Annotated in this window: 7 protein-coding genes; 5 read left to right on the forward strand and 2 right to left on the reverse strand. The window is 69.0% G+C overall.

Features of this window, described 5'->3' with window-relative positions:
* Positions 1-68 precede the first annotated feature (68 nt).
* Positions 69-4,871 (forward strand): DNA translocase FtsK, encoded by a 4,803-nt coding sequence (locus tag ACN8ZM_RS12585; protein ID WP_420210997.1) that lies wholly within the window; start codon positions 69-71, stop codon positions 4,869-4,871.
* A 97-nt stretch (positions 4,872-4,968) separates the two neighbouring features.
* Here ACN8ZM_RS12585 and ACN8ZM_RS12590 read toward each other — a convergent pair whose 3' ends face one another.
* Positions 4,969-6,213: a lactonase family protein gene (locus tag ACN8ZM_RS12590; RefSeq protein ID WP_089450992.1), complete on the reverse strand. Its 1,245-nt coding sequence runs from the start codon at positions 6,211-6,213 to the stop codon at positions 4,969-4,971.
* A 166-nt stretch (positions 6,214-6,379) separates the two neighbouring features.
* Between ACN8ZM_RS12590 and ACN8ZM_RS12595 the strand changes: the two genes are divergently transcribed.
* Positions 6,380-8,209, forward strand: a complete 1,830-nt coding sequence (locus tag ACN8ZM_RS12595) for a glycoside hydrolase family 15 protein (RefSeq protein WP_420210066.1) — start codon at positions 6,380-6,382, stop codon at positions 8,207-8,209.
* 212 nt (positions 8,210-8,421) lie between these two features.
* Entirely contained in the window at positions 8,422-9,903 is a 1,482-nt protein-coding gene (locus ACN8ZM_RS12600) for a polyhydroxyalkanoate depolymerase (RefSeq protein WP_420210067.1), read from the forward strand.
* Positions 9,904-9,991: 88 nt separating this feature from the next.
* Here ACN8ZM_RS12600 and ACN8ZM_RS12605 read toward each other — a convergent pair whose 3' ends face one another.
* Complete coding sequence (locus tag ACN8ZM_RS12605; RefSeq protein ID WP_043189021.1) at positions 9,992-10,624, reverse strand: TetR family transcriptional regulator; 633 nt, start codon at positions 10,622-10,624, stop codon at positions 9,992-9,994.
* Positions 10,625-10,875: 251 nt separating this feature from the next.
* On the opposite strand from ACN8ZM_RS12605, the gene rsxB reads away from it, so the two are divergent.
* Together rsxB and nth are read left to right on the forward strand one after the other, a co-directional pair.
* Complete coding sequence (rsxB, locus tag ACN8ZM_RS12610) at positions 10,876-11,796, forward strand: electron transport complex subunit RsxB (protein ID WP_420210068.1); 921 nt, start codon at positions 10,876-10,878, stop codon at positions 11,794-11,796.
* Positions 11,793-12,437 (forward strand): endonuclease III, encoded by a 645-nt coding sequence (nth, locus tag ACN8ZM_RS12615; protein ID WP_011352789.1) that lies wholly within the window; start codon positions 11,793-11,795, stop codon positions 12,435-12,437. Before rsxB ends, nth begins: the two co-directional genes overlap by 4 nt.
* Positions 12,438-12,479: the final 42 nt, after the last annotated feature.

A 12,479-nucleotide genomic window follows, 5' to 3' on the forward strand; every position in this document is an offset into this window, starting at 1 on the left:
TTGTCTTCGGCTGGTTCGGCATCTCCGCCGTCTGGTTCCTCCTTCTCTTCTGGCGTCTCGTGCAGGCGATGCTGCCTGGCGGCGTCGGGCTCGCCGGCCGCGGCTCGATCCGTCTGTGGCTCGGCTTCGCCGCGGTATTCGTGGCGAGCTGCACGCTGACGAGCCCGCTGTCGGGCCCCGACACGGACGCGCTCGGCCACGCATTCTCGGCAGGCTTCGCCCACGTGCTCGGCCCGATCGGCACGCCGGTCGCGATGGTCGTGCTGTTCTTCGCCGGACTGCCCTGGCTGACCGGCATCGGCTGGCGGCAGTTCGCCGCGTGGGTCGACACGTCGTTCGGCGTCAAGCTGTCGCGCGACGGCAGCGACGACGATGCGCGCAGCATCGCCGACCTGCCGCGCAGCGCGCTGCATCGCGACGACGACGTCGTCCAGCCGAGCACCGCACATACCGTCAACTCGATGGCGCCGCGGCAGAACGGCCGGTATTCGCGCCCGACGCTGTGGAAACCCGACCCGCAGGCGCGGCCGAAGCCGCGCAGCTCCCCGCCCCCGCGTCCTCATGTGGAACCCGTTGCGCCGTCAGGCTGGCTGAAGCCGACCGCGCCCCAGCGCACGCCGACGACGCCCGCGCCGATCCCCCCGGCCAGCGCGATGCCGCCGCCCACGACCGGCAGCACCGCCAGCCTCGCGCGCGCGGCGGCGAACTCGCAAGTCCCGCGCCCTGACCCGGCCCCGCTTCCGGTCGGATTCGAACCCGTCCGCCCGCGGCCGACTGCCGCGCGACCGGCCACTGCCGCGTTGAAGCAGACCCCGCCGCGTACCACGGTCACGCCGCGGCCGGCCCCCGCGCAGCCGCAGCGCCCGCCGGTGCGCCCCGCCGCAGGAGCCGGTTCGGCCGGCCTGCCGTCGGATGCGGCACGACGTCGCCCGGCGCCGCCAACGCCGGCGCGCGCGCCGCTCTATGCCTGGACGGAAAAACCCGCCGCGCCGATCACGCCGGCGCCGAGCGTGCACGACACGCTGCGCTCGATCGAGGCCAGCACCGCACAGTGGGCGACGCTGGGCAATGCGCCGTCGGCCGACGCAGGGCATGCGGCGGCGGCAGCCGCAACCGTGGCGGGTGTGGCTGCGGCAGCAGCCGGCATGGCAGCGCCGGCAGCGGCGGCCGTGCCGACCGGGATCGCGTCCGCGACCCACGGCCTCGCGGCGCATGATGCCCCTGTTCCGCTCGCACACGATGCGGCGCCGGCGTACGACGACAACGCACCGATCGTGCTCGACGCGTTCATGCCGGCAGCGCCCGCTGTCCATGCACCGGTTAGCGATGCAGGCGCCGTGACGTTCGACGCTGCGGCACCGCACGCGCTGCCGGATACCGGCATCGACGATGCCGCGTTCCCGGATCGCGCCGACGACGCGATCCGATTCGCCGACGATGCGCCCGCCGCGCCGGCATCGGGAATCACGCCCGCGCCGTCGTTCGACGCACCCATCGACCTCGCGCCGTGGGAAGATCTCGCCAGCCAGCCGGCTTCCGCGTTCGACGCATCGGGCTGGAATCCGGTCGCGGAATCATCGACGGACACGACGGGATCGGAAGCGGCTCATGCTCCCGCCGCACAACCCACGACCGAGGCGGTTCACGACATCGCCGCAAGCAACTCGTCGGCATCGTTCGCTACCGACGACGAGGACACGGCGCAACCGGCTCCCGCAATCGATCGCACGGCATTGGCCCGCGTGCCGCAGGGCATCGCCGACGTGAAGCCCGCCGGGAACATCGCACCGTTCGCGGCCCTCCCCTCTTCGCCGATCGCCGAAACGCCGTCGCGCGCAAGCACCGAAGCCAGGCCGTTTGCGGCAGCGCCGACACTGGCCGCACCGGAAGCCGCCAAGCCGGACACGGTGGAATCTGCGGCGCGGCCGTCGGGAGTCGCTCAGGGCGCCGCCCCGACAGCGGCATGGACGTGGACGCCGTCGACGGCACAACCTGCCACGGCGAATCCGCCCGTTGCCGCTGAATTGCCGAAATCTCCGGTCGCCGCTCAACCGTTTGCCGCCGTGCAAACGGCTTCGGCAACAGCTGCGTCGCCGCTCGTTGGCACCACCCACGGTTCGATCGCGCAAGCACCAGCGTCGCCCGTTGCGCCGGTCACCGCTACCGCTTCACCGAATAGCGTGACTGGCACTACGTCGGCTGCGCTTTCGCAGCCCGCCGCTTCGGCACCGACCGCTGCATCCGTCACGCCGGCATCCCCGATCGGCGTGGCCAGCACTTCGTCGGCGTCGCTTTCGCAGCCCGCCGCTTCGGCATCGACCGCTGCATCCGTCACACCGGCATCCCCGATCGGCGTGGCCAGCACTTCGTCGGCGTCGCTTTCGCAGCCCGCCGCTTCGGCATCGACCGCTGCATCCGTCACACCGGCATCCCCGATCGGCCTGACCAGCGCTGCGTCGGCTGCGCTTTCGCGGCCGGCCGCTTCGGCATCGACCGTTGCATCCGTCACGCCGGCATCCCCGATCGGCGTGACCGGCGCTACGTCGGCGTCGCTTTCGCAGCCCGCCGCTTCGGCATCGACCGTTGCATCTGTTGCGCCGATCAGCGATACGGGCACGGTTTACGGTTCGCTCTCCCGCGCATCGACACCCGCACCGAACGTTGCGCCCACCGTGACGCCGTCGACGGTCAGCCCGTCGGCTTCGACAACCGGTTCGAACGCGCCGGCGCCCGCACCGGTTGCCTCGTCGGCAATCGGCACCGCGACGCCCGTAAATGTCGCGTCCGGCTCGATCACTGCACCGCCTTCCGCCCCCGCCCCGACACCTCCGGTCAGCCCGGCAACCTCGTCGACGGGTACGACATTCGGCACGTTTAGCCCCTCCGGCGCAGTCGCACCGCAGCCCGCCGCAAGCCTGCCCGTGCCGCCGGCCGCTTCCGACATGACCGCACCGTCCGCAGTCGCACCGATCGCCACGGCCACTCCGACGCAACCGATCGCCGGCTCGCCCGTCACGCCGGGCGGCTCGCTGATGTCGTTCAGCGCAACCGCCGCGACACAGGCTCCGTCGATCGCTTCCGCACCCGTAGCAATCGGAGCCACGACGTTCGCCCCCCAAACCGCCCCGGCCTCGTCGCCGGCCAGCTGGTCCGTGTCGAATGTCGCCGCAACACCGGCAGCTGCATCGACCGTGGCACCGCTGCAACCGGCAGCGACACTCCCCGGCGCGAATCTGTCCGCACCGGCGATCCCCGTTGCCCCGCCTGCCGAAGCAGCCACCGCCGCGGCGACCGAACCGGCCGCGCCGATCGAAGCCGCATCGCCGCCCCCCGACACCCCCGTTCGCCAGCCGCGCCCGAACGCGTTCGAATTCCACGCACCCGCGTCGTTCAACGTCGAACTGCCGACGCTCGACCTGCTCGAACCCGCATCCGGCGACATCGAAACGATCACGGAAGAGCACCTCGCGCAGACGGCGCAGGTGATCGAACAGCGGCTGCAGGAATTCAAGGTGCCGGTGACGGTGGTCGGCGCGTCGGCCGGCCCGGTGATCACGCGCTTCGAGATCGAACCCGCGCTCGGCGTGCGCGGCAGCCAGATCGTCGGGCTGATGAAGGACCTGTCGCGCGGCCTCGGCCTCACGTCGATCCGCGTCGTCGAGACGATTCCCGGCAAGACCTGCATGGGCCTCGAACTGCCGAACGCGAAGCGCCAGATGATCCGCCTGTCGGAAATCCTCGAATCGCGCCAGTACCAGCACTCGGCCTCGCAGCTGACGATCGCGATGGGCAAGGACATCACCGGCCACCCGGTCGTCACCGATCTCGCGAAGGCGCCGCACATGCTGGTCGCGGGCACGACGGGCTCGGGCAAGTCGGTCGCGATCAACGCGATGATCCTGTCGCTGCTGTACAAGGCGACACCCGAGGACGTGCGGCTGATCATGATCGACCCGAAGATGCTGGAGCTGTCGGTCTACGAAGGCATCCCGCACCTGCTCGCGCCGGTCGTCACCGACATGAAGCTCGCGGCGAATGCGCTGAACTGGTGCGTCGGCGAAATGGAGAAGCGCTACCGGCTGATGTCGGCCGTCGGCGTGCGCAACCTCGCGGGCTTCAACCAGAAGATCCGCGACGCCGAAGCGAAGGAAAAGAAGATCGGCAACCCGTTCTCGCTGACGCCCGAGGATCCCGAGCCGCTGTCGACGCTGCCGCTGATCGTCGTCGTGATCGACGAGCTGGCCGACCTGATGATGGTCGCCGGCAAGAAGATCGAAGAGTTGATCGCGCGCCTCGCGCAGAAGGCCCGCGCGGCCGGCATCCACCTGATCCTCGCGACGCAGCGTCCGTCGGTCGACGTGATCACCGGCCTGATCAAGGCGAACATCCCGACGCGCGTCGCGTTCCAGGTGTCGTCGAAGATCGACTCGCGCACGATTCTCGACCAGATGGGTGCCGAATCGCTGCTCGGGATGGGCGACATGCTGTTCCTGCCGCCGGGCACCGGTTATCCGCAGCGCGTGCATGGCGCGTTCGTCGCCGACGAGGAAGTGCACCGGATCGTCGAGTACCTGAAGCAGTTCGGCGAACCGCAGTACGAGGAAGGGATCCTCGACGGCCCTGCAGCCGACGGCGCAACGCAGGACCTGTTCGGCGAAGCGCCGGACGCGGAAGCCGATCCGCTGTACGACGAAGCCGTCGCGTTCGTCGTGCGCACGCGGCGCGCGTCGATCTCGTCGGTGCAGCGGCAGTTGCGCATCGGCTACAACCGCGCCGCCCGCCTCGTCGAGCAGATGGAAGCGGCCGGGCTCGTGTCGCCGATGGGCATCAACGGCAGCCGCGAGGTGCTCGTGCCGGCCGCGGCCGACTGAGCGCGGCGGCCGGCCGCCGGCAACCGACCGGGGCGCACCGGGAAACCGGTGGCCCCTGAAAAACGAAGGGCGCTGCATCGGCAGCGCCCTTTTTCATTTACTGCACCGGCACCAGCTTGAAGTCGACCGGCTTGCCGACCGCCACCTTCTGCGGATTCGGGCCGAGCTGCCCCGTTTCGACATTGCGGCTGAACACGTAGAACGTATCGCTGTCCTGGTTGCCGACAATCAGCCACTTGCCGGTCGGATCGATCAGGAACTCGCGCGGCGTCTTGCCGAGGCTCGACTGGCGGCCGACCTGCTTCAACCGGCCGTCGGCCTGGTTCACCGCGTAGATCACGAGGTCGTTCGCGTCGCCGCGGTTGCTCACGTACAGGAAGCGGCCGTCCGGCGACAGATGGATCGCGCCGCCGCCGACCTTGCCCTTGAAGCCCGGCGCCGTCATCGACACGGTCTCGACCGGCGTCAGCTTGCCGTCGTGGTAGCCGAACACCTCGACCGACGCGTTGAGCTCGCTCGTCACGTACGCGTACCGGCCGTCGGCGCTGAACACCATGTGACGCGGGCCCGAGCCCGCCTTCACCGGCGTGTAGCGGGTGTCGGTCGGGCTGATCAGCCCGCGGCTGCCGTCCACCGTGTAGCGGTAGCCGTAGATCTTGTCCGCGCCGAGATCCTGCACGAACAGGTAACGGCCATCCGGCGAAAACACCGTCGAATGCACGTGCGCGCCGTCCTGGCGGCCCTTCACGGGCCCGGTGCCTTCATGGTGCACGGTCAGCACGGCCTGGCCGACCGCGCCGTCGTCGCGCAGCGGAAACACCGCGAAGCTGCCGCCCGGATCCTTCGCCACCGAGTAGTTGGCGGTCACGAGGTACTTGCCGTCCGGCGACAGCGCGAGATAGCAAGGATCGTTCCCTTCCGACGACACGCGGTCGATGAAGCTCAGCGCGCCGGTCTTCGCGTCGAAGCGGAATGCGCTGACGCCGCCGCGCTGCGTCGCCGGCCCGTCGTCGCCGGGCAGTTCGTTGACCGCGTAGACGGTGCGACCGTCGCGGCTCGGCAACAGGTAGGACGGATTCACGGTCTTCGCCGACGACACCGGCGCCACGCTGCCGGATTTCGTATCGAAGCGGTACACATAGATCCCGTCGCTGCCGCCGCCCGTGTAGGTGCCGACGAGCAGGTTGTAGACGCCGTCGGCCGGGGCGGGTGATTGCTGCGCAAATGCGTGGGTCGCGGACAAGGAGAGCACGATCGCGAAACCTTTCATCCAGTGAGCGAGCCTAAGCGGGAACCCTCGTGTCGAAGCGCGTGCGTCACGCTCGCGTAAACGGTTGGGCATTGAATCCTCCTTGCATCGAGTCGCTTCAAGTGTTGAGATAGGACGAAACGCCGGCCGTTCATGCGCTCCGCCGCCCGGCCGAGTATACGGGGCGCGGTGCCAGGGCGTGAAGCCCTGGCCACCGCCGTCCGCATTGTGAACTCGAATACCCAAGGATCGCCTGCCCATGCCCGCCCTGATCGAAGACTACGCCCTCGTCGGCGACGGCCACACGGCCGCGCTGATCGCCAAAGACGGCTCCGTCGACTGGCTGTGCTGGCCCCGCTTCGATTCGGGCGCCTGCTTCGCGGCGCTTCTCGGTACGCCCGAGCACGGCCGCTGGCTGCTCGCGCCGGCCGCCGACGCCGCGATCACGCACACGACGCGCCGCTATCGCGGCGACACGCTGATTCTCGAAACCGACTACGAAAGCGCCGACGGCGCCGTCACCGTGATCGACTTCATGCCGCCCGGCAACGGCTGGTCCGAACTGGTGCGAATCGTGGTCGGCCGCCACGGCACGATGAAGATGCGTATGGAGCTCGTGTTGCGCTTCGACTACGGCTTCTCGATCCCGTGGGTCACGCAGCTGACCCGCGAGGACGGCATGAAGGCGATCGCGGGCCCCGACACCGTCGTGCTGCGCACCCCGGTGCCGCTCACCGGCGAAAACCTCCATACGCTCGCGGAATTCACGGTGAGCGCCGACGAGCGCGTGCCGTTCTCGCTCAGCTATGCGGCGTCGCACCTGCGGCTGCCGCCCGCGCGCGACCCGCTGTCGATGCTCGCGCGCACCGAGAACTACTGGCTCGAATGGTCGGGCCGCTGCCAGGTGCAGGGCCGCTACGCGGCGGCCGTGCGCCGCTCGCTGATCACGCTGAAGGCGCTCGCGTACGAGCCGACCGGCGGCATCGTCGCCGCGCCGACCACGTCGCTGCCCGAGAAGATCGGCGGCAACCGCAACTGGGACTACCGCTACTGCTGGCTGCGCGACGCGACGATCACGCTGCTCGCGCTGATGCGCGGCGGCTACTACGACGAGGCGCGCGCGTGGCGCACGTGGCTCGGCCGCGTGATGGCCGGCTCGCCCGAGCAGATCCAGATCATGTACGGGATCGCCGGCGAACGCCGGCTGCCGGAAATGGAACTCGACTGGCTGCCCGGCTATCAGGACTCGAAGCCGGTGCGGGTCGGCAACGGCGCCGCGAACCAGCTCCAGCTCGACGTGTTCGGCGAGGTGATGGCGGCGCTGCACCTCGCGCGGGTGGGCGGCCTGCAGGCCGACGACACGGTCTGGTCGGTGCAGTGCGCGCTGCTCGACCATCTCGAGAAGATCTGGCAGGAACCCGACGAAGGCATCTGGGAAACGCGCGGCGGCCGCCTCCATTTCACGTTCTCGAAGGTGATGGCGTGGGTCGCGTTCGACCGCGCGATCAAGTCGGCGGAAATGTTCCGGCTGCCCGGCTCGCTCGACCGCTGGCGCGCGCTGCGCGAGCAGATCCACGCCGACGTATGCAACAACGCGTGGCACGAAGGCAAGCAGGCGTTCGCGCAGAGCTACGGCAGCGACGAGCTCGACGCGAGCGTGCTGCTGATGCCGCTGCTCGGCTTCCTGCCGCCGGAAGATTCCCGCATCGTCGGCACGGTCGAAGCGGTCGAGCGCGAATTGCTGCACGACGGGCTCGTGATGCGCTACCGCACGACCGACTACGATGACGGCCTGCCGCCCGGCGAAGGCACGTTTCTCGCTTGCAGCTTCTGGCTGGTCGACAACTATGCGCTGCTCGGCCGGATCGACGACGCGCACCGCCTGTTCAGCCGGCTGCTCGCGCTGTCGAACGACCTCGGACTGCTCGCGGAGGAGTACGACCCGGTGGCCGGGCGGCTCGTCGGCAACTTCCCGCAGGCGTTCTCCCACGTGGCGCTCGTGCATACCGCGATGAACCTGATGCACCACGAAGATGCAATGGCACGCGCCGCCGGCCAGCCCGCGCCGGCCGTCGCCACGGGGCGCTGAACGGGGGCGCGGGCGGCTTGGTCAGAGAACGTCAAATCGCAAAACTTTGATGAAAAATCGGGGAAATGTTGCATTGCACCACCCATCGTTGTCCGATATGATCGACGCGATTGTCCGGCCGCAGTGCAACATGGCCGGCCGCTGACCCACACGGCACGCCGCGACGCCCCACGCCGCCCTTGCGCACCGTCCCCCACGCGGGAGTAGTCTGCATGCTTTACCAACTGCACGAATTCCAGCGCGCCATGCTGAGCCCGCTGACGGCCTGGGCCCAGGCCGCGTCCAAGTCGTTCGCCAATCCGTCCAGCCCGTTCTCGCTGATGCCCGGCGCGACGCGGATGGCCGCCGCGTACGAACTGATGTACCGGCTCGGCAAGGATTACGAGAAGCCCGAATTCAACATTCATCAGATCGTCAAGGACGGCCACAACATCCCGATCGTCGAGCAGACGATCGTCGAGAAGCCGTTCTGCCGGCTGCTGCGCTTCAAGCGCTATTCGGACGACGCCGATGCCGTCACGCAGCTGAAGGACGAGCCGGTCGTGCTGGTCTGCGCGCCGCTGTCTGGCCACCACTCGACGCTGCTGCGCGACACCGTGCGCACGCTGCTGCAGGATCACAAGGTCTACATCACCGACTGGATCGACGCGCGGATGGTGCCGGTCGAGACCGGCCCGTTCCACCTGCACGACTACATCGCGTACATCCAGGAATTCATCCGTCACATCGGCGCGCGCAACCTGCACGTGATCTCGGTGTGCCAGCCGACGGTGCCGGTGCTCGCGGCGATCTCGCTGATGGCGAGCCGCGGCGAGGACACGCCGCTCACGATGACGATGATGGGCGGCCCGATCGACGCGCGCCGCAGCCCGACGTCGGTGAACTCGCTCGCGACGCAGCACTCGACCGCGTGGTTCGAGAACAACGTGATCCACACGGTGCCGGCGAACTATCCGGGTGAAGGCCGCCAGGTTTATCCGGGCTTCCTGCAGCACACGGGCTTCGTCGCGATGAACCCGGAGCGGCACGCGCAATCGCACTGGGATTTCTACCAGAGCCTGCTGCGCGGCGACGAGGACGACGCCGAAGCGCACCGCCGCTTCTACGACGAATACAACGCGGTGCTCGACATGGCCGCCGAGTATTACCTCGAGACGATCCGCGTCGTGTTCCAGGAATTCCGGCTGGCCGAAGGCACGTGGGATGTCGAAGGCGAGCGCGTACGTCCGCAGGACATCAAGCGCACCGCGCTGATGACGATCGAGGGCGAGCTCGACGACATCTCCGGCAGCGGCCAGACGCACGTCGCGCACGAACTGTGCACGGGCATCCCGCAGGATGACCGCCGCAGCCTGACCGCCGAGAAGTGCGGCCACTACGGGATTTTCTCGGGCCGCCGCTGGCGCACGATCATCTATCCGCAACTGCGCGACTTCATCCGCGAGCATGCGCCGGAGCCGAAGCACGGCGCGACGAAGGATGTCCCGGAGGCACCGGCGGCCACGACGCTCTCGGCCGTGCCGGCCGGCGACGCGCCAGCCGAAACGACGCGCGCCACCGCGGCGAAGCGCACGCGCGCGAAGGCGCCGGCCAAGGCCGCCGCACCGGTTCCCGCCAAGGCCGCACCGGCCGCGAAACGCGCCGCCACCGGCAGCCCGCGCGCCAAGACCGTGCGCACGCGCAAGGCCGCCTGACGCACCGCGTTCCGACGAAGAAACGCCGCCGTTGCCTGCGCACGGCGGCGTTTTTACATCCGGCGGCCGCTACGGCCCGGTCAGCCCATCAGCGCCGCAGCAGATACGCGAGCAGCACCTCGGTATTCATCCGGACCATCTCGGCGCGCTCGTCGGTGTCGGTGAAGTCGCGGCCGAGCGTCGCGGCGAGCGTGAAGCGGTTCGACACGATGTAGTAGCCGAGCCCCGACAGCGTCACGTAGAAGCGCAGCGGATCGACGTCGGTCCGGAACAGCCCGGCCTTCTGGCCACGCGTCAGCACGTTGCCGAGCTTCGCGACGATCGGCGACATCATCTCGCGGATCCGCGTCGACTTGTGCAGGTAGCGCGCTTCGTGCAGGTTCTCGTTGTTGATGAGCCTGAGCAGCTCCGGATGGTCGCGGTAGTAGTCCCAAACGAAATGCGCGAGCCGCGTGACGGCTTCGACCGGCGCGACGCCGTCGAGATCGAGCTCACGCTCGGCCTCGGTCAGCGCCGAGAACGCGTGTTCGAGCACGGCCGTGAACAGCTGCTCCTTGCTGCCGAAGTAGTAATAGAGCATGCGCTCGTTGGTTTCGGCCCGGCGCGCGATCTGGTCGACGCGTGCGCCGAACAGCCCTCCACTCGCGAACTCTTCGGCTGCCGCCATCAGGATGCGGCGGCGCGTACCTTCAGGATCTCTTTTGATTTTTGGCTGATTCATGTGGCGTTTTGCTATGTGAGCCGCGTGATCCGGACCGGCACCCCCACCGCCTCGGCGCCGGCCGCCCTGGAACGGGCGCGCCGTGGGCGGCCGCCCTCCTGCTGAGCCCCTGCAAAAAAGCGGTTCGATTATGCGCACAGACGGCGTCCAGCGCAATGCGGGAAATCGGCGATAATCGAGCTTTGGCAAACCTTTCCGGCCGCGCCCGACGTGGCCGAGAGCCATTCGGCGCCGCTGCGCCCGTTGTCACCGTGACCGACTCCAAAACACTCGCAGATCGCATCGAAGATCTGCTTCCCCAGACGCAATGCACGAAGTGCGGCTATAACGGCTGCCGCCCGTACGCCGAGGCAATCGCCGCCGGCGACGCGAACTACAACCAGTGCCCGCCCGGCGGCGCCGAGGGCATCGCGCGCCTGTCGAACCTGCTCGGCAAACCCGTGATCCCGCTGAACCCCGTCAACGGCAGCGAGCATCCGCGCGCGGTCGCCTTCATCGACGAAAGCCTGTGCATCGGCTGCACGCTGTGCATGCAGGCGTGCCCGGTCGACGCGATCGTCGGCGCGCCGAAGCAGATGCACACGATCATCAAGTCGCTGTGCACCGGCTGCGACCTGTGCGTGCCCCCCTGCCCGGTCGACTGCATCGCGATGCTGCCGGTGACCGGCGATCGCACCGGCTGGGACGCGTGGTCGCAGGAACAGGCCGACGCCGCCCGCGCGCACCATGACCTGCGGCTTGCGCGCCAGCGCCGCGAACGCGAGGCCGCCGAAGCGCGCGCGGCCGCACGCCGCGCGGCCAGTGCCGCGAAGCCGGCTGCGGCACCAGCGGAAACGCCGTCCGGCACGCCCTCCAGCACGCCGGCCGCCGCACCGGCCGCAGACGACGCCGAAGCGAAGAAGCGCGCGATCATCGCCGCCGCGCTCGAACGCGCGCGCAAGAAAAAGGAAGAGCTGTCCGGGCAAGGCGCCGGGCCGAAGAACACCGAAGGCGTGAGCGCAGCCGTCCAGGCGCAGATCGACGCGGCCGAGGCGCGCCGCCAACGGCTCGCCGAACAGCAGGCCCAACGCGACGCCGAAGCGGCGCCCGCGAGCGGCAACGACGAAGAGAACGACGCAGGCAACGACGGCCCCGGCGGCCCGTCCGCACCGCCCGACCAGAACGCTCCATGAACGCCAGCAAACGACGCGCGATCTACGAAACGCTGCAGAGCCTCAATCCGCATCCGACCACCGAGCTCGAATACTCGACGCCGTTCGAGCTGCTGATCGCCGTGATGCTGTCCGCGCAGGCGACCGACGTATCGGTCAACAAGGCGATGCGGAAGATGTTTCCGGTCGCGAACACCCCGCGACAAATCGTCGCACTCGGTGAAGAAGGCGTCACCGAGTACATCAAGACGATCGGCCTGTACCGGACCAAGGCGAAGAACGTGGTCGCGACGTGCCGGATCCTGCTCGACCGCTACGACGGCGAGGTGCCGGCCGATCGCGAAGCGCTCGAAGGGCTGCCGGGCGTCGGCCGCAAGACCGCGAACGTCGTGCTGAACACCGCGTTCGGCCAGCCGACGATCGCCGTCGACACGCATATCTTCCGCGTCGCGAACCGCACGGGGCTCGCGCCGGGCAAGGACGTGCGGGCCGTCGAGGCCGCGCTCGAGAAGTTCACGCCGAAGGAATTCCTGCAGGACGCGCACCACTGGTTGATCCTGCACGGGCGCTACGTGTGCAAGGCCCGCAAGCCCGAATGCTGGCACTGCGTGATCGAGCCGCTGTGCGAATTCAGGCCGAAGACACCGCCGCCGAACGAGTGACGCGCAACTGCGGCTGACGTGTCGCAGACCGCCCGGCACCAT

The organism is Burkholderia aenigmatica (genome assembly GCF_048627025.1).
Taxonomy (GTDB): Bacteria; Pseudomonadota; Gammaproteobacteria; order Burkholderiales; family Burkholderiaceae; genus Burkholderia; species Burkholderia aenigmatica.

Bases quoted from the DNA above. Each gene is read 5' to 3' on its own strand.
- ACN8ZM_RS12585 (WP_420210997.1), top strand. From the start codon at position 69: ATGCTGCCTGGCGGCGTCGGGCTCGCCGGCCGCGGCTCGATCCGTCTG.
- ACN8ZM_RS12590 (WP_089450992.1), bottom strand. From the start codon at position 6,213: ATGCCCAACCGTTTACGCGAGCGTGACGCACGCGCTTCGACACGAGGG.
- ACN8ZM_RS12595 (WP_420210066.1), top strand. From the start codon at position 6,380: ATGCCCGCCCTGATCGAAGACTACGCCCTCGTCGGCGACGGCCACACG.
- ACN8ZM_RS12600 (WP_420210067.1), top strand. From the start codon at position 8,422: ATGCTTTACCAACTGCACGAATTCCAGCGCGCCATGCTGAGCCCGCTG.
- ACN8ZM_RS12605 (WP_043189021.1), bottom strand. From the start codon at position 10,624: ATGAATCAGCCAAAAATCAAAAGAGATCCTGAAGGTACGCGCCGCCGC.
- nth (WP_011352789.1), top strand. From the start codon at position 11,793: ATGAACGCCAGCAAACGACGCGCGATCTACGAAACGCTGCAGAGCCTC.